At 61.1% G+C, this 25,649-nt stretch carries 28 protein-coding genes; 15 read left to right on the forward strand and 13 right to left on the reverse strand.

Annotated elements, in window-relative coordinates; translation table 11 throughout:
- Positions 1 to 74: 74 nt before the first annotated feature.
- Positions 75 to 344 (reverse strand): hypothetical protein, encoded by a 270-nt coding sequence (locus AB8B31_RS15195; protein WP_003541697.1) that lies wholly within the window; start codon positions 342 to 344, stop codon positions 75 to 77.
- A 182-nt stretch (positions 345 to 526) separates the two neighbouring features.
- Positions 527 to 1,144 (reverse strand): DUF1236 domain-containing protein, encoded by a 618-nt coding sequence (locus AB8B31_RS15200; protein WP_047618539.1) that lies wholly within the window; start codon positions 1,142 to 1,144, stop codon positions 527 to 529.
- A gap of 288 nt (positions 1,145 to 1,432) precedes the next feature.
- Between AB8B31_RS15200 and AB8B31_RS15205 the strand changes: the two genes are divergently transcribed.
- Entirely contained in the window at positions 1,433 to 2,128 is a 696-nt protein-coding gene (locus tag AB8B31_RS15205; protein ID WP_047618542.1) for an MBL fold metallo-hydrolase, read from the forward strand.
- A gap of 113 nt (positions 2,129 to 2,241) precedes the next feature.
- Here AB8B31_RS15205 and AB8B31_RS15210 read toward each other — a convergent pair whose 3' ends face one another.
- The 4 genes from AB8B31_RS15210 to AB8B31_RS15225 all read right to left on the reverse strand — a co-directional run bounded on the left by AB8B31_RS15210 (position 2,242) and on the right by AB8B31_RS15225 (position 4,573).
- Positions 2,242 to 2,583: a tRNA-binding protein gene (locus AB8B31_RS15210; RefSeq protein ID WP_047618545.1), complete on the reverse strand. Its 342-nt coding sequence runs from the start codon at positions 2,581 to 2,583 to the stop codon at positions 2,242 to 2,244.
- 10 nt (positions 2,584 to 2,593) lie between these two features.
- Positions 2,594 to 3,421: a pyrroline-5-carboxylate reductase gene (gene proC, locus AB8B31_RS15215; protein WP_018243027.1), complete on the reverse strand. Its 828-nt coding sequence runs from the start codon at positions 3,419 to 3,421 to the stop codon at positions 2,594 to 2,596.
- A 1-nt stretch (position 3,422) separates the two neighbouring features.
- Positions 3,423 to 3,923, reverse strand: a complete 501-nt coding sequence (locus AB8B31_RS15220) for a YbjN domain-containing protein (RefSeq protein WP_003541709.1) — start codon at positions 3,921 to 3,923, stop codon at positions 3,423 to 3,425.
- 389 nt (positions 3,924 to 4,312) lie between these two features.
- Positions 4,313 to 4,573, reverse strand: a complete 261-nt coding sequence (locus AB8B31_RS15225; RefSeq protein WP_003541711.1) for an accessory factor UbiK family protein — start codon at positions 4,571 to 4,573, stop codon at positions 4,313 to 4,315.
- A gap of 201 nt (positions 4,574 to 4,774) precedes the next feature.
- Here AB8B31_RS15225 and lgt point away from each other — a divergent pair, with 201 nt between their 5' ends.
- The 6 genes from lgt to AB8B31_RS15255 all read left to right on the forward strand — a co-directional run bounded on the left by lgt (position 4,775) and on the right by AB8B31_RS15255 (position 10,757).
- Positions 4,775 to 5,623 (forward strand): prolipoprotein diacylglyceryl transferase, encoded by an 849-nt coding sequence (lgt, locus tag AB8B31_RS15230; RefSeq protein ID WP_047618549.1) that lies wholly within the window; start codon positions 4,775 to 4,777, stop codon positions 5,621 to 5,623.
- Between the two features lie 19 nt (positions 5,624 to 5,642).
- The gene (locus AB8B31_RS15235) at positions 5,643 to 6,743 is read left to right on the forward strand and encodes a class I SAM-dependent methyltransferase (protein WP_018243029.1); all 1,101 of its coding nucleotides are present in this window, start codon (positions 5,643 to 5,645) and stop codon (positions 6,741 to 6,743) included.
- Positions 6,744 to 6,854: 111 nt separating this feature from the next.
- Complete coding sequence (pgeF, locus tag AB8B31_RS15240; protein ID WP_018243030.1) at positions 6,855 to 7,649, forward strand: peptidoglycan editing factor PgeF; 795 nt, start codon at positions 6,855 to 6,857, stop codon at positions 7,647 to 7,649.
- 5 nt (positions 7,650 to 7,654) lie between these two features.
- Positions 7,655 to 8,806: a M24 family metallopeptidase gene (locus AB8B31_RS15245; RefSeq protein ID WP_018243031.1), complete on the forward strand. Its 1,152-nt coding sequence runs from the start codon at positions 7,655 to 7,657 to the stop codon at positions 8,804 to 8,806.
- A gap of 91 nt (positions 8,807 to 8,897) precedes the next feature.
- A complete protein-coding gene (locus AB8B31_RS15250; protein ID WP_018243032.1) occupies positions 8,898 to 9,719 on the forward strand; it encodes a hypothetical protein in 822 nt (273 codons plus the stop codon).
- Between the two features lie 105 nt (positions 9,720 to 9,824).
- A complete protein-coding gene (locus tag AB8B31_RS15255; protein WP_018073974.1) occupies positions 9,825 to 10,757 on the forward strand; it encodes a ribose-phosphate pyrophosphokinase in 933 nt (310 codons plus the stop codon).
- 222 nt (positions 10,758 to 10,979) lie between these two features.
- Here AB8B31_RS15255 and AB8B31_RS15260 read toward each other — a convergent pair whose 3' ends face one another.
- Positions 10,980 to 12,527 carry a hypothetical protein gene (locus AB8B31_RS15260; RefSeq protein WP_047618557.1) on the reverse strand — a complete coding sequence of 516 codons (1,548 nt, stop codon included), beginning with the start codon at positions 12,525 to 12,527 and terminating at the stop codon, positions 10,980 to 10,982.
- Between the two features lie 403 nt (positions 12,528 to 12,930).
- Here AB8B31_RS15260 and AB8B31_RS15265 point away from each other — a divergent pair, with 403 nt between their 5' ends.
- The 5 genes from AB8B31_RS15265 to AB8B31_RS15285 all read left to right on the forward strand — a co-directional run bounded on the left by AB8B31_RS15265 (position 12,931) and on the right by AB8B31_RS15285 (position 18,095).
- A complete protein-coding gene (locus AB8B31_RS15265; protein ID WP_018243034.1) occupies positions 12,931 to 13,539 on the forward strand; it encodes a 50S ribosomal protein L25/general stress protein Ctc in 609 nt (202 codons plus the stop codon).
- A 184-nt stretch (positions 13,540 to 13,723) separates the two neighbouring features.
- Positions 13,724 to 16,075 carry a putative bifunctional diguanylate cyclase/phosphodiesterase gene (locus AB8B31_RS15270; RefSeq protein WP_439007464.1) on the forward strand — a complete coding sequence of 784 codons (2,352 nt, stop codon included), beginning with the start codon at positions 13,724 to 13,726 and terminating at the stop codon, positions 16,073 to 16,075.
- 25 nt (positions 16,076 to 16,100) lie between these two features.
- Entirely contained in the window at positions 16,101 to 16,814 is a 714-nt protein-coding gene (locus AB8B31_RS15275; RefSeq protein WP_131702177.1) for a substrate-binding periplasmic protein, read from the forward strand.
- Between the two features lie 92 nt (positions 16,815 to 16,906).
- A complete protein-coding gene (gene pth, locus AB8B31_RS15280) occupies positions 16,907 to 17,638 on the forward strand; it encodes an aminoacyl-tRNA hydrolase (protein ID WP_047618563.1) in 732 nt (243 codons plus the stop codon).
- Positions 17,639 to 17,642: 4 nt separating this feature from the next.
- The gene (locus AB8B31_RS15285; RefSeq protein ID WP_047618566.1) at positions 17,643 to 18,095 is read left to right on the forward strand and encodes a GNAT family N-acetyltransferase; all 453 of its coding nucleotides are present in this window, start codon (positions 17,643 to 17,645) and stop codon (positions 18,093 to 18,095) included.
- Between the two features lie 31 nt (positions 18,096 to 18,126).
- Here AB8B31_RS15285 and clpS read toward each other — a convergent pair whose 3' ends face one another.
- The gene (gene clpS, locus AB8B31_RS15290; protein WP_026188480.1) at positions 18,127 to 18,438 is read right to left on the reverse strand and encodes an ATP-dependent Clp protease adapter ClpS; all 312 of its coding nucleotides are present in this window, start codon (positions 18,436 to 18,438) and stop codon (positions 18,127 to 18,129) included.
- A 264-nt stretch (positions 18,439 to 18,702) separates the two neighbouring features.
- Between clpS and ychF the strand changes: the two genes are divergently transcribed.
- Positions 18,703 to 19,806: a redox-regulated ATPase YchF gene (gene ychF / locus AB8B31_RS15295; protein ID WP_026188481.1), complete on the forward strand. Its 1,104-nt coding sequence runs from the start codon at positions 18,703 to 18,705 to the stop codon at positions 19,804 to 19,806.
- Between the two features lie 192 nt (positions 19,807 to 19,998).
- Here the strand turns inward: ychF and AB8B31_RS15300 are convergent, their stop codons facing one another.
- Positions 19,999 to 21,096 carry a hypothetical protein gene (locus AB8B31_RS15300; RefSeq protein WP_130652835.1) on the reverse strand — a complete coding sequence of 366 codons (1,098 nt, stop codon included), beginning with the start codon at positions 21,094 to 21,096 and terminating at the stop codon, positions 19,999 to 20,001.
- 81 nt (positions 21,097 to 21,177) lie between these two features.
- Here AB8B31_RS15300 and AB8B31_RS15305 point away from each other — a divergent pair, with 81 nt between their 5' ends.
- Together AB8B31_RS15305 and AB8B31_RS15310 are read left to right on the forward strand one after the other, a co-directional pair.
- Positions 21,178 to 21,669 carry a MaoC family dehydratase gene (locus AB8B31_RS15305; protein WP_130652836.1) on the forward strand — a complete coding sequence of 164 codons (492 nt, stop codon included), beginning with the start codon at positions 21,178 to 21,180 and terminating at the stop codon, positions 21,667 to 21,669.
- The gene (locus tag AB8B31_RS15310; protein ID WP_130652837.1) at positions 21,666 to 22,133 is read left to right on the forward strand and encodes a MaoC family dehydratase; all 468 of its coding nucleotides are present in this window, start codon (positions 21,666 to 21,668) and stop codon (positions 22,131 to 22,133) included. The genes AB8B31_RS15305 and AB8B31_RS15310 overlap by 4 nt, the downstream gene beginning before the upstream one ends.
- 24 nt (positions 22,134 to 22,157) lie before the next feature.
- On the opposite strand, the gene AB8B31_RS15315 is transcribed toward AB8B31_RS15310, so the two are convergent.
- The 4 genes from AB8B31_RS15315 to petA all read right to left on the reverse strand — a co-directional run bounded on the left by AB8B31_RS15315 (position 22,158) and on the right by petA (position 25,587).
- Entirely contained in the window at positions 22,158 to 22,700 is a 543-nt protein-coding gene (locus AB8B31_RS15315; protein WP_018243044.1) for an adenine phosphoribosyltransferase, read from the reverse strand.
- A gap of 115 nt (positions 22,701 to 22,815) precedes the next feature.
- A complete protein-coding gene (locus AB8B31_RS15320; RefSeq protein ID WP_047618577.1) occupies positions 22,816 to 23,700 on the reverse strand; it encodes a cytochrome c1 in 885 nt (294 codons plus the stop codon).
- Positions 23,701 to 23,725: 25 nt separating this feature from the next.
- Positions 23,726 to 24,994: a cytochrome b gene (locus AB8B31_RS15325; protein ID WP_018243046.1), complete on the reverse strand. Its 1,269-nt coding sequence runs from the start codon at positions 24,992 to 24,994 to the stop codon at positions 23,726 to 23,728.
- 14 nt (positions 24,995 to 25,008) lie between these two features.
- On the reverse strand, positions 25,009 to 25,587 hold the full coding sequence (gene petA, locus AB8B31_RS15330; RefSeq protein ID WP_026188482.1) for a ubiquinol-cytochrome c reductase iron-sulfur subunit: 579 nt from the start codon (positions 25,585 to 25,587) through the stop codon (positions 25,009 to 25,011).
- Positions 25,588 to 25,649: the final 62 nt, after the last annotated feature.

Below are 25,649 nucleotides of genomic sequence, written 5' to 3' on the forward strand. Positions count from 1 at the left end.
ATTTAAAGTGCTACAGCGTTCTTTGCGCGTCTCAAAAGCGCGCGGCGCTGTAGATAAACGCCTGCCGGGCCTTTTTACCTGTGCGCCCGTGCCATGACCAGTCCGGCAAGCGTCGAGAGAATGCCGCCGCCGATCAGGCCGCCGATGCCGTCGGCGATCAGGCCGGTCATAGCCGCTTCCCCACCGACCATGCTGAGCAGCATACCGCCGGCAACGCCGCCGATCGCGCCTGCGATCGTACGGGCGACGACGTTGATCGCCTGCTGCTTCAAAGCGGCGCTCGCGGCGTTGCCGCCGATTGCACCGGCAATCAATTGTGTGATGAGCGGAAGTAGGGCTTCCATGATTTCCTCCTCTGGCGATCTCCCCGATCGCCCGGCTACGCCGATCTTTGGCGTATTAGCATTTTATCATATTTCGGAGGAAAGCGTTAAGAAAAATCAACCGATGCGGGATTAAGGCAGGGAGAAGCGCCCCGAAACGAGGCGGTCCGACGTCCGCCTCGCCTCAGTTTCTGTCGATCACGTCATTGATAGACGTAGACGATCCGGCGCGTACCGGGATCGACCAGCACCGGCCGATCGTTGATCCTCGTATAGCGGTACTCGTAGTCGGGAATCGTCTGGAAGGTAACGTCTGCAGGCACTTCCGCGCCGACGACGACATCGCCGCCAAGCTGCACCGTCTCACCCGGGTTGGTGTCGATATAGGTGCGGACCGTCTCCGGCGGGGTGATAGTCTCGACCGACCCGACGGGGCCGAGCAACTCGTCGCCCGGCGCCGGCTGCGGCTCGGCCGGAACGACACTCGCGGTCGACTCGTAGGTCACGCTGGGAACGCCGATCTCGGAGCGGTGTTGCTCGACGATAACAGAGCTGCCGCCGTGATCGACCTGCAGATAATCGGCATAGACCCAGCCACGCATGCCGTTGACGTCGACACGGCACCAGCGGCTGCCTTCGATGCAGCCGTCGAGGACTGCGGTGGAGCCGCGGGTGGCAAGACCGACCGAGGGATATTGTGGGCCGGGGCCAGCACGGACGTTGAGATCATTGACCGTCGTCGCCATCATCTCCGCCTGCGCAAGACCGGCGCTAGCCATCAGCACCGCGCCTGCCAGCAGAATGTTTCTCTTTAAGGTCATATGAGCGTCTCCTTGGTTTCGATGGGCTGACAACGCACGGGGTTCCACGATGTTCCCCTGTGCTCCGCCGAGCGAAGCACTACTTGCGGGAGATTTCATGCAAATGTTTGGAAGAATTGAGAGAAAAACGATTTTATCACCCTGCGACGATGGCAAAGAGGGGCATAAATTCTTGTTGCGGTCCGTCTTTTTACCGTGAGGCACAGCGCCCATGGCACAAGATTCCGGCTGTCCTTGCCGCGGTTTCGGATTATACCCGAAGCAGCAGAGACACCAAGCGAGGCACTTATGGGCATGCTCCAGGCCGGCATCATTCCGGTGACACCCTTCCAGCAAAACTGCACGATCTTCTTCGATCCCGATACCAAGGAAGGCATCGTCGTCGATCCCGGCGGCGACGTGTCGCTCATCCTGCAGGCGATCGCCCAGAACGGCCTAACCATCAAGGAAATCTGGCTGACACACGGTCATCTCGACCATGCCGGCGGCGCCAGTGAACTGAAGGAAGCTCTCGGCATCGACGTGGTTGGCCCGCATCAGGACGACCTGCCACTGCTGCAGCGGATCGAGACCCAGGCCGCGAAATACGGCATATCAGGATTGCGTAACGTCGTGCCCGACCGCTGGCTGAAAGACGGCGACAAGATCTCTTTCGGCGCCCATGAATTCGAGGTCTATCACACGCCCGGCCATGCCCCCGGCCACGTCATCTATTTCAACCGTGCGCAGAATTTCGCCCATCTCGGCGATGTCCTCTTCAACGGTTCGATCGGCCGCACCGACCTGCCGGGCGGCGATCATCAGCAGCTTCTCGATTCCATCCGCGACAAGGTATTGCCGCTTGGCGACGACGTCGGCTTCATCTGCGGCCACGGCCCGGGCAGCCGCATCGGCGACGAGCGGCGCAGCAATCCATTTCTACGGGAGATCAGACCTCGTGGAGGATCCGATGCCGGCACATCAGGCGAAGCCTTGAACAACTAAAGCATGTCGCCCAAAAGTGCGCAGCGGTTTTGGGCGACATGCATAAAACAAGGACTTAAAGCGCGTCGCATGAATCCGCTTCGACGCGACGCGCTTTAAGTGTGAGCTTGCGCTCACATCATCTTTCGGCCGTTCGGGACCGGCTGTTCGACGGCAGCAAGCACGATCGCGCCGTTCTCGTCCTCGACTCCCAGCGTCAGCACTTCCGAGCGGAATGGCCCGATCTGGCGCGGCGGAAAGTTGACGACGCCGAGCACCTGCCGGCCCAGCAGGCTTTCCGGCGTATAATGCACAGTAATCTGCGCTGAGGATTTTTTGGTGCCGATATCAGGGCCGAAATCGATCACCAGCTTGATCGCCGGCTTGCGCGCTTCCGGAAAGGGACTGGCCTCGATGATCGTGCCGACGCGAATGTCGACACGCTCGAAATCGGCGTAGGTGATCTCTTCGGCCATATGGTCTCCGTCAGCCGGCCAGTTCCTCGGCCCGCTTGCGCGCCGCCGCGAGTGCTGCGTCGAACAAGGGCTGCATGCCGTCTTCGGCCATCAGTACGGCCAGCGCCGCCGCCGTCGTGCCACCGGGAGAGGTTACATTCTCCCGCAGCCGCGAAGCGTCGTCGGGGGACTGGTGCATGAGTTCACCAGCCCCCGCGACTGTTTCCCGCGCAAGACGCATGGCGAGGTCCGCCTGCAGACCGAGTTTACGGCCTGCCTCCGCCATACATTCGACGAGATAGAATACATAAGCCGGGCCGCTGCCCGAAAGCGCCGTCACGGCATCGATATCGGCTTCCGCGGGCACCCATTCGACTGGGCCCGAGACGCGCAGAAGGGAATGGACGCGTTCGCGCTGCCGATCGCTGACCCTTGAATTGGCAAAGGCGCCGGTGACGCCACGCCCGACCATGGCCGGCGTGTTCGGCATGGCCCGCACCATGGCGGCCTTGCCGAGATGTTTCTCGAGGAAACCGAGCGTCTTGCCGGCCGCGACCGAGACGACGACCGTGTCAGGCCCGACGGCGCTCTTCACCGCCGGCAGCACCGTCTCCATCACCTGCGGCTTGACCGCCAGGAACAGCACGCTTGCCTTCAAATCCGTGGGAAGCGCGGTCAGATGGGTGGCGCCAGCCTCGTTGATCGTCGCCAGCATCGCCGGCGACGGACCGGGATCGACGACAATGACGGCCGAGCCCGGAACGCCGCTCTTCAGCCAGCCGGAGAGCATCGCCCCACCCATATTTCCGGCGCCGATCAGTACGACGGGATGTGTCGAGGAGAAAGCCTTCGTCGGCATCTCAAGCCTCGCCGACCGTTTCAAACAGCACGGCTTCCATCGCCTTCGTCGCTTCCATGCCGGACCAGACGACGAACTGGAATGCCTGGAAATAGGCCTCGCAGGTATCAAGCGCACTGGAAAGCAGCACCTCAACCTGGCGATTGGTAGGCTCCGCACCGCCGGCAAGCAGCAGCGATTGGCGGAAAATGACGACATCTTCCTGGCGCCAGAGATCGAAATGACCCATCAGCACCTGCCCGTTGATCGCCGAGAGCAGCTTGACCACCTCGTTGACCCTGATGTCGGGAACTTTGATATCGAAGGCGCAGCCAAGATGCAGCGCCTCGAATTCCTCCATCCAGGAGAAGGAGACGTGGTAGTCCGTCCAGCGCCCCTCGACCGTCATCGCGATCTCGTCCTCGCCGGACCGTTCGAACGACCAGTCGTTGTTGGAGGCAACGTACTCGATCATGTCGACCGGGTTCGACTGACGCTCGACTTCCAATTCCATCAGGTTCATGCAGCACCTTCTTGACCGGAACGAATGCGACCTAACTTGGTGTACGAACACAAGAAAGACACACGCAAATACCGGAAACCACCACTCGGATGATCGTTGAACCGCTGCCAGACTTAACGCAGATAACCTGCCCGGAGCTTACCAAGTCGCTTCGAATCATCATTTAAAATCAGTGTATAGCGCCCCTTGCCCCCTGCCAGCCCCCCGAACGGAAAATAGGACCGGCCACTGTGGAAAGGCTCTTCGAAATTCAATTCAGAAGGGAGAATAAGCGACTCTGCGAATTGGCTTTTTTGGCAGTGTCCACAGGTGGAAAACTCACCTGGTTTTTTTACGGAAGATGCGGCGTGTGGCATGAAGGCAACGCCGCATCTGTGTCGTACTAGGATTTAAGCGCCCTCGCCGGCAAGCTTTGCCTCGAGTGCTGCGATGCGGGCGGCAAGCGCCTCATTCTCGTCGCGTGCCTTGATCGCCATCTCGCGCACAGCCTCGAACTCCTCGCGCTTGACGATGTCCATGCTGTTCAGCCAACGCTCGGCTTGGGCGTTGAAGGCGGTTTCGATCTCCTTGCGGACGCCCTGGGCGGCACCGGCCGCATCGGTCATCAGCTTGGCGAATTCGTCCATGATGCGGTTCGTTCCGGTCGTCATGGCGGTTTTCTCCCTTCGCATGAGGTGAATTCAGCCCTTCAGGGCTTCAAGAGTTGAGGTAGGGCTTCACCATCGACGATGCAAGCGCTTTGCACGGGATAAGCTTGCCGGAACCGGCCGGGAACGAGCCATCACGAACAATGGACTTGACCGTCCGGGATCGCAGCGGCATGTTCCGCGCAACTCAACAGGTGGAAAACCTTGCCGATAACAGCCGATCTCCTTGCCATCATGCCTTTCCCGGATATCGATCCGATCGCCTTTTCGATCGGTCCGCTGGCGATTCACTGGTACGGCCTCGCTTACGTCGCCGGCATCCTGCTCGGCTGGGCCTATGCGCGCCGCCTCGCCGCCAATGAAAGTCTCTGGCCCGGCAACGTCTCGCCGATATCAAGGACGCAGCTCGATGATTTCATCGTCTGGGCAGCGCTTGGCGTCGTCCTCGGCGGCCGTCTCGGCTATATTTTCTTCTATGATCTCCCTGCCGTCCTGCGCAGTCCCGTCCGTGCGCTCGAGATCTGGAACGGTGGCATGTCCTTCCATGGCGGCCTGACCGGCACGACGATCGCCATGATCCTCTTTGCCCGCCGCAACGCCATCCCGATCTGGAGCCTGTTCGACATCGTCGCCACCGTCGTTCCCTTCGGCCTGTTTTTCGGCCGCATCGCCAATTTCATCAATGGCGAGCTCTGGGGCCGGTTGACCGACGTGCCCTGGGCCGTGGTCTTCCCGACTGGCGGCCCGTTCGCCCGCCATCCGAGCCAGCTTTACGAAGCCGGCCTCGAAGGCATCGTTCTGCTCCTGGTGCTGGCCGCCTTGGTCTACGGCATGCGCGCGCTGAAAAGCCCCGGCTTCATTACAGGCGTCTTCGTTTGCGGTTATGCGCTGTCGCGCATCTTCGTCGAATTCTTCCGCGAGCCTGACGCCCAGCTCGGTTATCTCCTCGGCACGAACTGGCTGACCATGGGCATGGTGCTCTCCTCCCCGATGATCCTGCTCGGCCTCTGGGCGATGCTGCGGGCCCGCCGCCAGGCTGCGCTGCAGCTCTGAAAACGGCAGGACGCGCGACATGACCACCGCTCTAGGCGAAAAGATCAAGGCGATCATCCAGGCCAACGGCCCGATCAGCGTCACCGATTATTTCTCGCTCTGCCTCGCAGACCCCGAACACGGCTATTACCGCACCCGCGAGCCCTTCGGGCGTTCCGGTGATTTCGTCACCGCGCCCGAGGTCAGCCAGATCTTCGGCGAGATGATCGGCGTCTTCATCGTCCATGCATGGCAGCGCCACGGCACACCGACGGACGTCCGCCTCGTCGAGATCGGCCCCGGCCGCGGCACCATGATGGCCGACATGCTGCGCGTCATCTCCCGCATCGCTCCACCGCTTTTCGACGCCATGACCGTGCATCTCGTCGAAACCAGCGAGCGCCTGCGCGACGTCCAGAGCCAGACGCTCGAACACCACGGCGAGAAGATCACTTGGCACGATGGCTTCGATGAAGTACCGCCCGGCTTCACGCTGATTGCCGCCAACGAACTCTTCGATGCCATCCCCATCCGCCAGTTCGTTCGCATGCCGACGGGTTTCCGCGAGCGCATGGTCGGCATCGACGCCGATGGCGAGCTGACCTTTGCCGCCGGCGTCGCCGGCATCGACCCCACCTTGCTGCCCGAACCGGTGCAGGACGTGCCGGTCGGCACGCTCTTCGAGATCTCGCCTGCCCGCCAGGCGGTGATGATGGCGATCTGCGAGCGGCTGCGCGCCTTCGGCGGCACGGCGCTTACGATCGACTACGGCCATCTCGTCACCGGCTTCGGCGATACGCTGCAGGCCGTGCGCATGCATGAATTCGACCCGCCGCTCGCCCATCCAGGTGAAGCCGATCTGACGAGTCATGTCGACTTCCAGCAACTCGCCGAAACGGCGCTTGCGGCCGGCCTCCATCTGAACGGCGCCCTGCATCAGGGTGATTTTCTGACCGGTCTCGGCATCCTCGAGCGCGCAACCGCCCTCAGCCGCGATCGCGAGCTGCAAACCCAGCAGGTCATCCAGACGGCGGTCGAAAGGCTCGCCGGCGCCGGTGAAGGCCGGATGGGCGAACTCTTCAAGGTGATGGCGGTCTCCTACCCCGCCATCGATCTCATGCCCTTTCGTCCGGTGGATTGACAGGGCGCACGCGGCTGGTTCAACATCCGCCCGAAACAAGAACTTGAAGCGCGCCGCATATGCGATGCGCTTGGGATCATGACAAACCCCTCGAAAACCCCGGAATCACAGATGCAGGACGCGGCCTCTCCCGCACCGATCGAAAGCGCGCTGCTGAACCAGGCGGCGGGCAGCACGATCCGGCACGGTTATTTCACTCGGGCCGGCGGCGTTTCCGAAGGGCTTTATCGCGGCCTCAATGTCGGCCTCGGCTCCAGCGACGAACGCGACAAGGTCCTGGAAAATCGCCGTCGCGTCGCCGCCTGGTTCGGCTTGCCGGTCGAGCGGCTGGCAACCGTGCATCAGGTCCATTCCCCCGATGTCGTGACGATCGGCGCCGATTATGACGGCATCCGCCCCGACGCCGATGCGATGGTAACGGCAGCCCCTGGTATTGTGCTTGGCGTGCTTGCCGCCGATTGCGGACCGATCCTGTTTGCTGACCCGGACAATCGCGTCATCGGCGCCGCTCATGCCGGCTGGAAGGGCGCATTGACGGGCGTGCTCGAAAATACCGTCGCCGCCATGGAGGCGCTGGGTGCGGACCGCGGCAGCATCGTCGCCTGCCTCGGCCCCTCGATCAGCCAGGCAAGTTATGAGGTCGGTCCCGAATTCGTCGAGCGTTTCGTCGCCGAAAACCCGGACGACGAGCGCTTTTTCGTGCCTTCCGCAACGCCCGGCCACGCCATGTTCGACCTGCCGGCGCTGACCGTCGACCGGCTGGCGAAAGCCGGCGTGCGGGCCGAAAGCCTCGGCCTCTGCACTTATCCGGACAACGAGCGCTTCTTTTCCTACCGCAGGACGACACATCGCAAGGAGCCGGATTACGGCCGCCAGATTTCCGCGATATCAATCAGGGAGACTTGAGCAGAATGGCACTGCACTTCGAAAAGGCCGAATTCGCAAGCCGGCTTGCGCGCCTCACCGAGAAGATGAAGGAAGAAAAGCTCGACGCCTTGCTGCTCTTCGCCCAGGAAAGCATGTACTGGCTGACTGGCTACGACACCTTCGGCTACTGCTTCTTCCAGACGCTGGTCGTCAAGAGCGACGGCACCATGGCGCTGATCACCCGCTCGGCTGATCTTCGCCAGGCCAGGCATACCTCAATCCTCGAGGACATCCATATCTGGGTCGACCGGGTCAATGCCGACCCGACGCTCGACCTGAAGAACCTGCTGGTCGAGATGGATCTGCTCGGCGCCCGCATCGGCGTCGAATACGATACGCATGGCATGACCGGCCGCGTCGCCCGCCTGCTGGACGCGCAATTGACCACCTTCGGCCAGATCGTCGACGCCTCCTACCTCGTCAGCCGCCTGCGCCTGATCAAGAGCCCGACGGAGGTCGCCTATGTCGAGCGCGCCGCCGCTCTCGCCGACGATGCGCTCGATGCTGCGATCCGGCTGACAAAACCCGGCGCCGACGAGGCCGATATCCTCGCCGCCATGCAGGGCGCGATCTTTTCCGGCGGCGGCGACTATCCCGCCAACGAATTTATCATCGGCTCCGGCGCCGACGCGCTGCTTTGCCGCTACAAGGCCGGCCGCCGTAAGCTCGACGCCAGCGACCAGTTGACGCTCGAATGGGCCGGCGCCTATGCGCATTACCATGCCGCCATGATGCGGACGATCGTCATCGGCGAGCCGACGCATCGCCATCGCGAGCTTTACAACGCCTGCCGCGAAACCATCGAGGCGATCGAGACCGTGCTGAAGCCCGGCCAGACCTTCGGCGATGTCTTCGACATGCACGCCAGGATCATCGATGAGCGCGGCCTGGCCCGCCACCGGCTGAATGCCTGCGGTTATTCGCTCGGCGCCCGTTTCTCGCCCTCCTGGATGGAGCATCAGATGTTCCATGTCGGCAATCCGCAGCCGATCGAGCCGAACATGTCGCTCTTCGTGCACATGATCATCGCCGATTCCGATACGGGCACGGCGATGACGCTCGGCCAGACTTATCTGACGACACCGGATGCGCCGCGCGCCTTGTCGCGCCATCCGCTCGATTTCATCGGGCTTTGACCGGTGAGAATCCGGAATTGACAGACGACCGCCCCCACCCGCATAAATTCGGGTGGGGCTGATTGCGATTGTGGGAAGGACGGATCAAGGGATGACGCGAGCTGCGATTGTGCCCACGTTCCTGTTCGTCATGGCTCTGCTGACCGCCTGCAACACCACCGATGCGCTGACGCCGCAGGTCGATATCGGCGATTCCTCCGGCCGCCCGTCGTCGAGCCCGGTAACGCAGAGCGAAGCCGAGCGGTTGGCGGGCACCCGCCAGCCGAGTTTCTCGGCAAGCTCGCAGCAGGGCGGCTACCATCCAGCCTATGATCAGTCACAGCAGGCCTATCGGCCCGGCACCGGCGCGCCGCCGACGACGATGCAGGAGCAGGCAGACGCCCTGTCGAGGAGCAGCTCCTCGCCGGCCGCCTCCGCCCCGATCGACGGACAATCGCTGCCACCGCCGGTGGCCAGTGGTGGGCTTCCCGCACAGTCGGCTCAGCCGGCCGAGGCACAACAGCCGCAGCAGACCGCCGCCCTCCCCTCCAGTTCCTCCTCCGTTCGCGGCAGTACCGTGCGCTTCCTGCCGATCATCGGCGCGCCGGTGCAGGCCGTGACACCGCTCTCGCGCCAGCTCGGCACCGAGGCGCGCGCGCACGGCCTTTCCATCAAGAGCTCGAACGATGCGAGCAGCGATTACATCCTCAAAGGCTATCTCTCCGCCTTCAGCGACGACGGCAAGGTTACCGTCGTCTATGTCTGGGACGTTCTCGACAGCGGCGGCGGCCGCTTGCATCGCATCCAGGGACAGGAAAGCGTGCCGACGGCCGCGGCCGATCCCTGGGCGGGCGTTCCGGCCTCGGTGATGCAGCAAATCGGCTCAAAAACCATCGCGGAATTCTCCTCCTGGCGGCAGACTCAAGGCGGTTAGTCACAAACTTTTTGCAAATATGGAAGCCTGTGGCGCCTTTGCCCTTGCATTCACGGGGAAGCTGACTAAAAAGCGCGGCTATCAGCGCGTAACAGGCGGACCAAAATGAAGGTTTTCGCAGGCAATTCGAACCGGCAACTCGCCGAAGCGATCTGCAACTATCTCAATGTTCCCTTGGGGAAAGCCAGTGTTCGAAGGTTTGCCGATCAGGAAATCTTCGTGGAAATCCAGGAAAATGTGCGCGGTGAGGACGTTTTCCTCGTGCAGCCGACCGCCTTTCCCGCCAACGACCATCTGATGGAACTGCTGATCATGATCGACGCGATGCGTCGTTCGTCAGCCCGCCGCATCACCGCCGTCCTACCCTATTTCGGCTATGCCCGTCAGGATCGCCGGGCCTCCGGCCGCACGCCGATCTCCGCCAAGCTGGTCGCAAACCTCATTACCGAAGCCGGCGCCGACCGCGTCATGACGCTCGATCTCCATGCAGGGCAGATCCAGGGCTTCTTCGATATACCCACAGACAACCTCTTTGCCATGCCCGTGCTGACCCGCGACATCAAGAGCCACTATGACCTCAGCAACGTCGTGGTCGTCTCGCCCGACGTCGGCGGCGTGGTTCGCGCCCGCGCGCTCGCGAAGCGCCTGGACTGTCTTCTGGCCATCGTCGACAAGCGTCGCGATCGGCCGGGTGAATCCGAAGTCATGAACATCATCGGCGACATTGCCGGCAAGGACTGCCTGCTGATCGACGATATCGTCGATTCGGGCGGCACGCTCTGCAACGCGGCCGACGCGATGCTGGCCAAGGGCGCATCCAGCGTCACCGCCTATATCACCCACGGCGTTCTCTCCGGCGGCGCGGTCACCCGCGTCACCTCCTCGAAGCTGCGCGAACTCGTCATCACGGATTCCATCCAGCCGACCACGGCCGTCCTCTCGGCCCACAATATCCGCGTCGTAACGACGGCGCCGCTGATCGGCGAAGCCATCAGCCGCACGGCTCAGGAAGAGTCCGTCTCCAGCCTCTTCGATTAAAAGGAGCCGGCGTTCGACCGGCTCTTTCAATCTCTACTTCAGATGGACCAAGCTATTGCCGGGCATGCTCTCCGAGCCGCATGAATTGCTGGCCGTTGATTGTCGCGGAGCCGCGTCGCAAACCGCCGTCCCGATCGTTGGTCTCCGCAGGGCTTGTGACGCAAGACGCAAAAGGCCGGCACAAGGCCGGCCTCTTTCACTTCTGATGCCAATTGATAACGCTCAAGGTTGCTGCGGCGGCGCAGGTACCGCGTCCTGACCCTGATCCGGTTCCTGCTGGTCTGGCTCCAGCTCCTGATCTTGATCCTGATCAGGACCATCCGGACCCTTGATCTGCTGGCCATTGATCGCCACGGAACCATCGCGACTGATGCTGATGTCCCAGCGCGAGCGGCCATCTGCATCGGTCTTGGCAAAGCCCTTCACCATCATGATGCCGAAGGAGACCTGGTTGAGGTCGGGATCTGTCTTGGCAAGCTCCTGAACCGCGGCGATCGTCTTGTCGAGATCGCGGGCAAGGATGGTCGCCTCCATCGAATAGTCTTTCTGAGTATCGACGCGTCCCTCGATCTTGCCCGTCATGTCGACGTCGTAGACATCGGACTTGGCGCTGACCTTCGGAAACTCGACGGTGAGCCGGCCATCGCGGAAGAGCTTTTTCGCCATCTCGTCGCCGCTTTGCTCCGGCGGCTTGGCGTTGAAATCCATCGCCATGAGCGCGTCGCCGAAGGTTGCGAAATCCAGATTCGGAATGGCGAGTTGCAGATCGAAATTGGTCGGCACGAAGGGCGAATAACTTGCCGGCATCGCCGGGCTGTCGAGGCTGATGTCCTGAGCGTCGATACCGAAGCCGAAACGCATGGCATCGCTCGGCCCATCGATGGCCAGGTTGTAACCGAACGCCTTGACGCCGCCATTGCCTACCTGGCTGCTGATGGTCAGGTTATTGACCCCGATTGTCTCGCTGAACGAGGCAAGAATCGGAAAGGCTTGCTTGAGCATTCCCTTTATCTTGTCGCTGTTCTCCGGGCTTAGTTCCTTCTCCTCGAGATGGTCGAGAATGAAAAGGACGATCTCGCGGATTTGCTTGGCCGGCAGGCCGTTCACCTTGGCATCGAAATCAATGGAGTCGGCACGGATTTCAACAGGCGGCATTTGCAGGCCGGAAACCTGCTCGACGAAAGTCGACATCGAGCCGCTACCGGCAAAATCGATACGCCCATTGCCGCCTGCGCTGTCCGTTGAAGTCAGCTTTTGGTCCATCCCGGCAAAGCTGGCATGGACTTCCTCGGTGTCGGATTTGCTGGCGACCTTGATGTCCTTGGCGGTGAAAGTGCCGGAGCGCAGATAGCTGATCGCCGGATCGAAGACGCCGGTGTAGACAAGCGAAGCGATGGAGTAGGAGAAATCCGTTGGCTTCTGGTCGGGGCCTTTGAAATGGCCGGAGACGTTGAGCTTGTTGTCACCCTCAATGTTCCAGAGCCCGCTGTCGAGCGGCGTAGCGAACATCGAGAACGGCGTCAGCCCGTTGATCGCGAATGTCGCCGGATCGGCCTTGGCAAGCAGCTTCGCCAGATCGTAAATGATCTCGTAGCGAGTGCCTGCCGGATTGACGGTAAGCAGGCCGCTCTTCGCAAGATCCTCGGGAAGCAGCTTCGTCAGATTGCCCTTGACCGCATTGGCGCCATCCTGATTGATCTCGACACCCTGAGCCGTGGTGACAAGGCAAAGTGCCAGCAAGCTCGTTGCCGTGACAAGTTTGAGACGCATAGTCCGATTTCTCCTCAGCCCCTTTTTTGAATGCGGCCATCCAAAGATGCGAAGCGCGCCGATGTCAACCTCAGCTGTGGCAGAGAATGGCAATTTCGCCGTTCATACGGCCGCGTATTTCGGACGGGCGAGGATATCGCCTCCTCGTATGCGCCATTCGGCTCGCCGTTGACGATCGACGCAATGCTCGAATGCGGTTTCGGCTTGTCGAAGCGTGTATATCACCGGAAAACAGCCCGAATCCGCAACTTGCGTTTCCGATCGACTTATAATATAGGCCACCGGTCCGTGTAGACACCCTTGGAGGCAACGCGGATGAGGTCGGGTCATACCGCCTCCGGTTCGTCGGAACAAGGCTTTTGCCCGCCGCCGAACTCTCCATATAACCTCGAAAGGAATAGCCATGAGCCAGGAAACTTACGAGCTCAAGGCCGAGGCGCGCGAACGGGTTGGTAAGGGGTCCGCCCGTGAACTTCGCCGCAACGGTTTGATTCCCGCTGTCATCTATGGTGACAAGCAGGCCCCCATTGCCATCGCTCTCAACACCAATGAGGTGACGAAGCGCATTCACGCCGGTGGTTTCATGACCACCGTGGCGACGATCGAAATCGACGGCAAGAAGCACAAGGTTCTGCCGAAGGACTACCAGCTCGATCCGGTCCGTGACTTCACGTTGCATGTCGATTTCCTGCGCGTCTCCGGCAACACCCAGGTGACCGTCGAAATCCCCGTTCACTTCATCAACGAAGAGAAGTCCCCGGGCCTCAAGGTCGGCGGCGTTCTGAACATCGTTCGCCATGAAGTCGAAGTTCATTGCCCGGCCGATGCGATCCCTGAGTTCTTCAACATTGACCTCAGCGGCAAGAAGATCGGCGACAGCATCCATATCTCGGAAGTCACCCTGCCGAAGGGCGTGACCCCGGTCATCGACCGCGACTTCACGATCGCGACGATTATCGCTCCGGCTGCCGGCATCGACGAGAGCGCCGCGGAAGGCGAAGCCGAAGCCTGATCGCTTCGACCAATTTATAAAGCATATGGCCCGCTTTCCCCTGGAAGGCGGGCTTTTCATTGCCCGGAAATGCCCCGTTTCAGCAACATTTAACAAATTCGTGAAAGCATGATCCGTCAGCTGCGAAGAAGCCCGCCTCAACGCGCGACAGCAAATATGGTCGGCCTGGGGAGTAGACGGAACCATGAACAATTCCGTTGAGAACAGATTTTTTGCGATAGTTTGCGGAGCGCTGCTCGTTTTTGTCGCTCCCCTCTTTGTTCTCTTCCTTTTTCTTTCCTCGGAACGGGCCGACAAGGAAATACGTGACCATATCTCCGTTCTTCTTGTCGCCAATGCCCAGGCGCTGGCCAAACCCCTGTGGGACCTCGATGAAGACAGCGTTACCCAGATCAGCGCGACGGTCGTTTCCCAAGGCGCCATCGTCAGGGTCGAAGTGCGTGACCAGTCAGGCCAGCTCGACGTCAGCCAGTCCACCATTCCGCGCTCATTCGACGGCAAGCTGGTGCAGGTGTCGCGCGCCATCATCTACAACACCGTCGACGGTCCGAGGAACCTCGGCAGCATCAGCGTCTATTATCCCGCGCTCGGCCTGTTTTCCGGCCTGAAGCAGGAAGAGGTCGTCTTCATCTCGATCTTCATCTTTGCGGTATTGACCGTTTTCGGCACGGCACTGATCGGCAACCGCTTCTTCGTCATCCAGCCGCTGATGCGGCTGACGGCAGCGATCGAAGCCACCCGCCAATTGGGCTCCCGCCATCATGTCGACTGGCAGTCGAACGACGAGATGGGGCGACTTGCCCATAGCTTCAACGAGATGCAGACCAAGCTCGAAAGCGAGGAAAAGGAGCTGAAGTTCGCTCACCGCCGCGCCACCGACATCTACAATCTGACTCCCGCCATGCTCTTCTCGCTCGACGAGGAGGATCGCATCACCGCCGTCAGCGATTATTGGCTGCTTGCCACAGGTTACAACCGCGCTGCCGTCATCGGCCGCAACTTCGCCGATCTCGTCACCCCCACCACCCGCGACAAATTCGTTAAGCGCCGCCGGGCCGAAAGCGGCTTGACCGTCACCGTCAAGTTTGTCTGCCTGGACGGCCGCACGATGGACGTCCTCATCATGGAATCGGAGGCGGGAGCCGGCGCTCACGACCGCCTCTCGCTATCGGTCATGACCGATGTCACCGAACTCAAGGCCTCCGAAGACCGCAACCACCGCCAGGCAATCACCGATCACTTGACTGGGCTTCTTAATCGCCAGGGCTTCGAAGCCGTCCTCGACAACAAGATCGCCGCCGCCGACGCCGCCGGCCAGGAACTCGCCTGTCTCTTCGTCGATCTCGACCGCTTCAAGTGGATCAACGACAATATGGGCCATGCCGCCGGCGACATGGCGCTGGTCGAGCTCGTCGAGCGCCTGAAGGCCCATCTTGCCCCTTCCGACGAGGCAGCCCGTCTCGGCGGCGACGAATTTGCCATCCTGTTGCCGGCGAAGGATGCAGAAAAACGCGCCAGGGTGATGTGCGAGCAGATTGCCTCGATCTTCGAAACGCCATTCGCCCCCGACATGCATCTGAGCGCTTCCGTCGGCATCGCCATCTATCCGCATCATGCTGCAACCGCGGCCGAACTGCTGCAGAAATCCGACATGGCGATGTATGCAAAGAAACGCGACGGCAAGAACGGCGCGCAGCTCTTCGACAATGCCATGCTCGACCGTGCCCGCAGCCGCGCCGAAATCGAAGCCAACATCGAAGCCGGCCTCGTCGACGACTGGTTCGAGGCCTTCCTGCAGCCGATCGTCAACCTGAACGGCCGCGGGATTGCCGGTTTCGAGGCGCTGATGCGCCTCAACCATCCGCAGAAGGGCTTGATGCCGCCGGCCGAGATCATCAGCGTCGCCGAGGAGACGGCAAAGATCGTCCGGGTGGGCAACGTCATCATGGAAAAGGCGATCGCCAACCTCGCAAAAATTTCCCGCATATCAGGCATGCAGGATACCTATCTCGCCATCAACTTCTCGCCACTGCAGTTCGAGCCGGCGCTGCCGGCCCGTCTTGCCGCCTTCGTCGGTCGCCACGGCATCCGCCCCGAGCGCATCGTCGTCGAGATCACCGAAGCCGTGCTGATGCACGACAATCCTGAGATTCGCATGATCGTCACGGAGCTTCGTCGCTTTGGCTGCCGTATCGCGCTCGACGATTTCGGCACCGGCTATTCGTCGCTGAGCTACCTCAACCGCTTCCCCGTCGACATCATCAAGATCGACCAGTCCTTCACCCGCGCCATCAACGACGGCGACGACGACGTGCGCCAGAAAAGCCGTATGTTAATCGAAGGCATCACCACGCTCTCCCACAAGATGAATTGCACCGTCATTGCCGAGGGTATCGAGACCGAAGAGGAATGCCGCACGCTCCACCAGATGGGGCTTGACTATGGTCAGGGCTACCTCTTCCACCGTCCGCAGCATGCAGCCTCACTGATCGAGAACCTGATGGCCTCGCAATCGGCCGTCGCACGCGCCTCGTAAACGAAGAACGAAGGAGATGATGCCGATGAAAAAGCTCCTGCTTCTCGCATGCCTGGCGCTGCCCTGCACCGCCCATGCGCAAAGTGTGACCTTCACGACCGAGGATTATGCCCCCTTCAACTACCGCGAAGGCAAGGAGATCAAGGGCGCGACCGTCGAGCAGGTCGAAAAGGTAATGGCCGCAATCGGCGTCGACTACACGATCGAGATCATGCCCTGGGCGCGCGCTTTTAGCCTTGCCCGCACGGCGCCGATGACCTGTGTCTTCGCGACCGCCCACAACGGCGCGCGCGACCCGTTGTTCAAATGGGTCGAGCCGCTGCTCATCGACCGCAACATCCTGATCACTCGCAAGGGTTCGGGCGCCACCGCCGGCAATCTGGACGAGGCAAAGAAATATACGGTTGGTACTCAGCGCGAGGATTACACCGAGACGATCCTGAAGGAGAAGGGCTTCACCAAGCTCGATGTCGCCAGCGACTTCAACGCGACGCTGCGCAAACTGCTTGGCGGGCGCATCGACATGATGCCGATCTCCGAACTCTATTTCGAAAAGCTGAAGGTCGACCAGCCGGTGGAAATGGTGACCGTGCTCTCCGCCCAGCCGATGGGCATCGCCTGCGAGAAGAACTTTCCGGACGATCTGCTCACCAGGATGCAGGCTGCCCTCGACAAGCTGATCGCCGATGGCGACCAGAAGCAGATCTTCCTGAAATACGGTATGAACCTCTCGGAATGACCCTGCTCGGCGGGCTGCTGCCCTTTCCGCTTGACTTTGCTTTCGTTTCGCGGTGGTGAACGGCGGGAAGTTTTAGCGAGGGAAGACAGGCCATGCTGATCATCGCGGGTCTCGGCAATCCCGGCGGCAAATACGCCGGCAACCGCCACAATGTCGGTTTCATGGCCGTCGACGCCATCCATCGGCGCCACAGCTTCTCGCCCTGGTCGAAGAAGTTCAGGGCCGAGATCGCCGAGGGCGAGATCGCCGGCGAAAAGGTGCTGCTGATCAAGCCGCAGACCTTCATGAACCTCTCCGGTGAGTCCGTCGGTGAGGCGATGCGCTTTTACAAGCTCCAGCCCGCCGACCTTGTCGCGATCTACGACGAACTCGACCTCCCCCCGGGCAAGGCGCGGCTCAAGACCGGCGGCGGCCATGGCGGCCACAACGGCATCAAGTCGCTGGACGCCCATTGCGGCAGGGAGTACCGGCGGCTACGCCTCGGTATCGGCCATCCCGGCGTCAAGGAAATGGTGCAGAACCATGTGCTCAGCGATTTCGCCAAAGCCGACAAGGCCTGGCTGGAACCGCTTCTCGACACGCTCGCCGACAATGCCGACATGCTGGTACGAAACGAGGATTCGCAGCTGATGAACAAGATCGCGCTGGCGCTCGGCGACAAGGCCGAGGAGGAGAAACCGCGAAAGGAAAACAAGAGTACCGAAAAGAAGCCGGCCGGCCAGTCGCATATCCATCAGGCCCGCAACCACAATCAGCCGAAGCTGCTGACATCAGGGCCGATGGCCGACATGTTGAAGAAGATGTTCGGCAACAAGGGCGACTGAAGCCATGACGGACCGGGACTTCGTCATCCGCCCTGCTGCCCGCAGCGATCTCCCCAGTCTCATGACGCTTTACCGTCACCTGAACCCGACCGATCCGGTTCTCGACGAGGCACTTGCCGAGGAACGCTTCTCCGCCATCCTCTTGCAGCCGGGCATGACCGTGTTCATCGGCTATGCCGGTGATGTCGCCGCCGCAACCGTCACAACCGTCGTCGTGCCGAACCTGACGCGGAGCGGCGCTCCTTATGGGCTCATCGAAAACGTCGTTACCCACGCCGATCATCGCAAGCGCGGTTACGCCGGCGCCGTTATCCGCCACGCGATCGCAGACGCCTGGAACGCAGGCTGCTACAAGGTGATGCTGCTCACAGGCTCCAAGAATCCGGCCACGCTGCGCTTCTACGAGAATTGTGGCTTCGCTCAGGACAAGACCGGCTACCAGATCCGCCGACGCTGAGCCCCTCTCGGGACTGCCCCCGGCAAAGCGCCTATTCTTCCGGCTCTGTGGTGAACATCAGCGGAAAGCCCATGCCCTTGGCGAGGTCGATGCCTTCCTTGGCCTTGGTCTCGGCGATGTCCCTTACGCAGACCACGACCACACAGGAACCGAGCTTGTGCGCCGTCATCATCACCCGGTAGCCGGTCTCCTCGCTCATGCGGAAGACGGACTTCAGGATCATGATCACCAGTTCGCGCGGCGTATAATCGTCATTGACCAGAATGACCTTGTAGAGCTTCGGCTTATCCAGCTTCGGCTTCACCTTGGTCTTCGGTTTCAGGGCAACGTCATTGTCACTCATCGGAAAAATCCACCCGTTGATGACATGGAAAAGGCGGAGAAAACGTCCGCCGACAATATATTGCACCGTAAGCACGGCAGTTCAATGACGTAAATATCACTCAGCGGAAAGCGGAGGCAATCCCGGCCACGTTTTTCGAGAATCGCCGCAGCCTTCCTGTCATCCGGAGAGCCGTTGAACTTCAATTCCTGTTGCGAACCCTTGACCCAGGGCGGCCATTCCCGCATAGGCAGGGCAAAGTTGCAAACAGATATGGATCAAGCCATGGGCTTCAAATGCGGTATCGTCGGGCTGCCGAATGTCGGCAAATCGACCCTCTTCAACGCGCTCACCAAGACGGCCGCCGCACAGGCGGCGAACTATCCCTTCTGCACCATCGAGCCGAACACCGGTGAAGTCGCCGTTCCCGATCCGCGCATGCGCAAGCTTGCCGACATCGCCAAGTCCAAGGAACTGATCCCGACCCGCATCTCCTTCGTCGATATCGCCGGCCTCGTGCGCGGCGCCTCGAAGGGTGAAGGCCTCGGCAACCAGTTCCTCGCCAATATCCGCGAGGTCGATGCCATCGTCCATGTGCTGCGCTGCTTCGAAGACAGCGACATCACTCATGTCGAGGGCCGCATCAATCCTGTCGCCGACGCCGAGACGATCGAGACCGAGCTGATGCTCGCCGACCTCGAAAGCCTGGAGCGCCGCACCGAGCAGACGCGCAAGCGTGCCACCGGCAAGGACAAGGATTCGGTGGCGATGCTGCCAATCATGGAAGCCTCGCTGAAGCTGCTCAACGAAGGCAAGCCGGTGCGCACGCTGCTCTCGACGCTCGATGCGGAAGAGATCGTCATCCTCAAGAGCCTCAATCTTTTGACCTCGCATCCGGTGCTCTACGTCTGCAACGTCGCCGAAGGCGATGCCTCGACCGGCAATGAGTTCACCGAAGCCGTCGCCGTGATGGCTAGGGAACAGGGTGCCGAAACCGTCGTCATCTCGGCGGCGATCGAAGCGGAAGTTGCCCAGCTTCCTGAAGAGGAAGCCAAGGAATTCCTCTCCGCCCTCGACCTTGACGAGGCAGGTCTCGACCGGCTGATCCGCGCCGGCTACAAGCTGCTCCACCTCATCACCTATTTCACTGTCGGCCCTAAGGAAACGCGCGCCTGGACGATCGAGCGCGGCACCAAGGCGCCGCAGGCCGCCGGCGTCATCCATTCGGATTTTGAGCGCGGCTTCATCCGCGCCAACACCATCGCCTATGACGACTACATCAAATACAACGGCGAAGTCGGCGCCAAGGATGCTGGCAAGGCGCGCGACGAAGGCAAGGAATACGTCGTCCAGGACGGCGACGTCATCCATTTCCGCTTCAACACCTAAAGCAATTCCAGGAAAAGTGCGAAGTGATTTTCCCAGGCAAAGCGCAAAGCGATTTTGCCGGAATTGCGTGAAAACAAAAGGTTAGAACGGTTCTGTGCTTCCATGAAAAGCTGAACCGCTCTAACCGGAAATCGCTGCTATCTCGACCAATGCTTGTCGCCCAACTGCTGAGCAGATTGGGCGACATTTGTTTTACGACGTCGCCGCTAAGACAGCAGGCGGCAGTTTTTGCGAAATAGCGGCTGGCAGCGCCCGCAGCACGATGCGGCGCAGCGGCATCCAGCCTGTTCCGATGATGAGTACGATCGCTCCGACGACAATTAGCGTCGTGTAGATATAGGTGTCAACAGTCGCACTCCCCTGCCGGAAAATGCCATAGATCGCAAAACCGAGCGACAGCAGGCCTGACGTGACGAAGGCACGGCGGTCGATGACAAGGCCGATCAGCATCAACACCGCCACGCTGATAACAACGACGGGCGTCTTGATCGACACCGACTGGGCAACATCCAGCCAACTGCCGTCGAACGAAATCAGCAGCCTTACGCTGAAGAGCAGCGCCGGCGCAGCACCCAGATGAAGCCAGAAGGCGATATCGGAGCGTGTCGTCCGGCGCAGCCGATCGCCAAGGTCGAAATAGAGCGCCGTCGCGAACAAGCCCAGCGCGCAAGCGAGGAAGGCCACCGCCAGCACCATGGGATGGTTGCCGAAAAACGCAGGATCCCCGCTCGCCCATTGCACGAGCCGCAAAAGCAGGGCGAGGACGAGGGCAAGGGCCGACATGATGCAGAGCGCCAGCGACAGCGGCACGCGATAACGGGCATAATAGAGGCCGAGTATGATCGGGAAGCCGGCGACGAACTGCGTCATGTCCGCCCCGATGTCGTTAAAGAAGGCTGTTCCCGGCTTGAAGAAGAAGGACATCAGCAGGACTGTCCAACAGAACAGCGCGATTGTCAGGCTGACGGCCGGCAGCGCAAGCCGCTGGCGGCGTACCAGGATTTCCGAGAGCACGATGATTGCAGGCAGCACGGCATAGAGCGCGGCAAGCCCCCAGAGACCGCCGAGCGCCACGGCGACGCCGATGGTGATCAGCACATCGTGGAAGCCGCGCACGAAGCGCGGCGTCTCGGTATCCGACCAGACCTGTCCCTCCGCCGCCATTGCCGGCTGCGCCTCAGCGACGCCGACACCGCGCTCCGTCAGGAACGGCAAAAGCCGCCCGCCGGCCTCCGGCGAGATCAGCTCTTGGCGCACGGCCTCATCGAGTATCGACCTTAGTTCAGTCATGCCGGTTTATCTCCCCGGAATCATTGAGCCCGCGCGGATGCTATTGTAAGCATTGTGCGCTGCATATGGCGGGAGGAGCGAATGTCGGCAGAAAAGCTTTCCTTCGAGGATTTCCAGCCCGGCCGCCGCTTCACGCTCGGCCCGAAGCTGGTGACCACCGAGGAGATCATTGAGTTCGCAAGCGAATTCGACCCGCAGCCGATGCATCTCGATGAGGCTGCCGGTCGCGCCAGCATTCTCGGCGGGCTTGCCGCTTCCGGCTGGCATACCTCTTCGATGTTCATGCGAATGATGGCCGAGAGCTATGTGCTGCATTCGCTCTGCGAGGGTGCGCCGGGCGTCGATCTGATGGAATGGCGAAAGCCGGTGCTTGCCGGCGACACGCTGTCGGGCCGCTCGACCGTGCTCGAAGCCCGGCCGATGCGCTCGCGCCCCGGCATGGGCATCGTCAAGTTTCGCCACGAGGTGGAAAACCAGCGCGGCGAACTCGTCTGCGTCTCCGAGAACTCGGTCATGTTCGGCATGCGCGTCCGGCCCGCAGATATCGGCATAAGCCCGGAGACATCCGCATGAGGATGTCCGAGCTTTACACCGTCGGCGAAAAGGCCGAGATCGGCAGCTACACCTTTACCGAGGAAAACATCATCCGCTTCGCGACGCGCTACGATCCGCAGCGTTTTCACGTCGACAAAGAAGCCGCCAAAGACACCCTCTTCGGTGGCCTCTGCGCCTCGGGCTGGCACACCACCGCCGCCTGGATGCGGACCTTCCTCGCCTTTTGGGAAAGGCAGAGCGCCGCCCTCGCGCAAAAGGGTCTGACATCGCCGAACCTCGGCCCTTCACCCGGCTTCCAGAAACTGCAATGGCTGCGGCCGGTTTTCGTCGGCGACGTCGTCACCTATTCCGTCGCCTTCCTCTCCAGCCGGCCGCTCGCATCGCGACCAGGCTGGCACCTCAACACCATCCTCTGCGAGGGTGTCAATCAAAACAGCGATCCCGTTATCCGCTTCGAAAGCGGCGTGCTCGAATTCGACTGACACTGCAGGCGGTCGGACGAGGGTTCAGTGCCCGGAGAATTCGACCAGAGTGTGCACGACAACGCCGAGCTCTTCCAGTTTCTTGCGGCCGCCAAGGTCCGGCAGATCGATAACAAAGCAGGCGCCGACCACTTCAGCGCCGATCTGGCGCAACAGTTTCGTGGCACCCACAGCCGTACCGCCGGTGGCGATCAGGTCGTCGACCAGGATCACCTTCTCTCCAGGCTGCACCGCATCGCGATGCATCTCCATTTCGTCAACGCCATATTCCAGGCTGTAGGCGATACGCACGGTCTCGTGAGGCAGCTTGCCCTTCTTGCGGATCGGCACGAAGCCGGAAGAAAGCTGATGCGCCACCGCGCCCCCAAGGATGAAGCCCCGCGCCTCCATGCCGGCGATCTTGTCGATCTTCATGCCCGCATAGGGCTGCACGAGTTCGTCGACCGCCCGGCGGAACGCACGGGGGTTGCCGAGCAGCGTGGTGATGTCACGGAAAATGATGCCGGGCTTGGGATAGTCGGGAATGGAGCGGATGCTGGCTGCGAGCTCCGAAGTCGTATTGTCCATGGAAAGTCCATATTCTGCGAGGGCATGAAACTGGCCGCACCCTATCAATTGCCAGGGGTGGAACCAACAAAAAAGGCGGCCCGAGGCCGCCTTTTGAATGTCGATCGGAAACCGCTCAGTGTTCCTTGTTGGCGTAGATCGAGCGCTTCGTCAGGTAGATCAGCACCGTGAAGATCGCCAGGAAGATCATGACCATGAAGCCGGTGCGCTTGCGCTCCTCGAGATGCGGCTCTGCGGCCCACATCAGGAAGGCGGAGACGTCTCTCGAATACTGGTCGACCGTCGCCGGCGCGCCATCGTCATAGGTCACCTGCCCGTCGGAGAGCGGCTTCGGCATGGCAAGGACGGCTGCAGCGTGGAAATATGGATTGTAATGTGAGCCCTGCGCCACCTGAAAGCCGGCTGGCGGCTCTTCATAGCCGGTCAGCAGCGCGTGGATGTAATCCGGGCCACCCTCCTGATACTGCGTGAAGATGTCGAAGACGAATTGCGGGAAGCCGCGTTCGACCTCGCGGGCCTTGGCGATCAGTGAAAAGTCGGGCGGAGCCGCACCGTTGTTGGAAGCAGCAGCGGCCTCTGCATTGGGGAAAGGCGCCGGGAAGTGATCGGAAGGGACGGCCTTGCGGCTAAACATCTCGCCGGCCGCGTTCGGGCCGTCCTGAACCTCGTAGTTCGCAGCGAAAGCCTTTACCTGCGCCTCGGAATAACCGAGCTCATCGAGCATGCGGAAGGGCACGAGGTTCATCGAGTGGCAGGCGGAACAGACTTCGGTGTAGACCTTGAGGCCACGCTGAAGCTGACCCTTATCGTAATGACCGAACGGACCGGCGAAAGTCCATTCCTCCTCCTTCGGCTCCTTCAGCGGATAGTGCGGCGTCTCACTTTCCGCGTGATGGGCAGGAGCCGCGCCGTTGGCGGGCGTCGCCTCCTGGGCCAGCACGGCACTGCCAAGACTGGCAGCGAATGCGAACGAGAGAATGCTTGTAACAAGCGTTTTCATATTTCTATTCCCTTCCGTCGCTCGCTTATGCCTTGACCGCTAGGGTCTTGTTGCGCTTTTCGAGCACCGCTTCGGTGATCGAGTTCGGGATGCGGCGCGGTGTTTCCACCAAGCCGAGAACCGGCATCGCGACCAGGAAGAAAGCGAAGTAGAGGAGCGTGCAGATCTGCGAGATCGTGGTGAACAAGCCTTCCGCCGGCTGCGAGCCGAGCCAGCCGAGGATGATCGCGTTGATCACGAACAGCCAGTAGAACAGCTTGTACCAGGGGCGGTAGACGGCGGAACGGACCTTTGAGGTATCGAGCCACGGCAGGAAGAACAGCACGATGATCGCGCCGAACATCACGAGCACGCCGCCGAGCTTGGAGTCGATCGGGCCGACGTTGAAGGTGATCGAACGCAGCATCGCGTAGAACGGCAGGAAGTACCATTCCGGAACGATATGGGCCGGCGTCTTCAACGGGTCGGCCGGGATGTAGTTGTCGGCATGGCCAAGGAAGTTCGGCAGGTAGAAGACGAAATAGGCATAGACCAGCAGGAAGATCGAGACGCCGAGAGCATCCTTCATCGTCGCATAAGGCGTGAAGCGCACCGTGTCCGTCTTCGTCTTGACCTCGACGCCCGTCGGGTTCGTCTGGCCGACGACGTGCAGCGCCCAGATGTGCAGGATGACGACGCCGGCGATCATGAAGGGCAGCAGGTAGTGCAGCGAGAAGAAGCGGTTCAGCGTCGGGTTTTCAACCGCGAAGCCGCCGAGCAGGAACTGCTGCACCCATTCGCCAACCAGCGGAAAGGCAGAGAAGAAGCCGGTGATGACGGTGGCGCCCCAGAAGGACATCTGGCCCCAGGGCAGAACGTAGCCCATGAAGCCGGTCGCCATCATCAGGAGGTAGATGACCACGCCGAGTATCCAGAGGATCTCGCGCGGCGCCTTGTAGGAGCCGTAATAGAGGCCGCGGGCGATGTGCAGGTACACCGCGACGAAGAAGAAGGATGCGCCGTTGGCATGCATATAGCGCAGCAGCCAGCCGTGGTTGACGTCGCGCATGATCTTTTCGACGGAGTTGAAGGCGACCGACGATTCGGCGGCGTAATGCATGGCGAGCGTGACGCCCGTCAGGATCTGCACCACCAGCATGACGGCGAGCATGGCGCCGAACGTATAGGCATAGTTCAGGTTACGCGGAACCGGATAGGCGATGAAGCTGTCATAGACCATGCGCGGCAGCGGAAGGCGCGCATCGACCCATTTCTCGAGGCCGGTTGATGGCTCGTAGCTGGAATGGCCACTCATTAATCAGTCTCCCCTCAACCGATCTTGATCTTGGTATCGGACAAAAATGAAAAGGTCGGAATCGCCAGGTTCTGCGGCGCCGGGCCTTTGCGGATGCGGCCGGCCGTGTCGTAGACCGAGCCATGGCAGGGACAGAACCAACCATTGTATTCGCCGGCCTGGCCGAGCGGCACGCAGCCGAGATGCGTGCAGGTGCCGATCATGACGATCCAGTTTTCCTTGCCCTTGCCGCCCGAACGGTCAACAGCCGTTGCCTGAGCGTCGACAGGAAGGTTTGCATTGCGCGCGATCGGGTCCTTTAGATCAGCAAGCTGGACGGCGTTTGCCGCTTCCACTTCCTCAGGCGTGCGATTGCGGATGAAGATCGGCTTGCCGCGCCATTTGACCGTCAGCGACATGCCGGGCTCAAGGCTGGCAACGTCGACTTCGATGGAGGCGAGAGCGAGCGTCGAAGCATCAGGACGCATCTGATCGATGAACGGCCAAGCGACCGCAACGGCGCCGACGGCGCCTGCCATACCAGTGGTGAGATAAAGGAAATCACGGCGAGTGGGTTCGCCCATGCCCTCGCTTGTCGTTTCGTGTTCGCTCACGGCTAACATCCTCTGCGCAATTTTCGCGGAATTCCGCCCTGCCCCCTCTACCGGCGAATCTC

The organism is Rhizobium sp. 62_C5_N11_2 (genome assembly GCF_051811185.1).
GTDB classification, from domain to species: domain Bacteria; phylum Pseudomonadota; class Alphaproteobacteria; order Rhizobiales; family Rhizobiaceae; genus Rhizobium; species Rhizobium leguminosarum.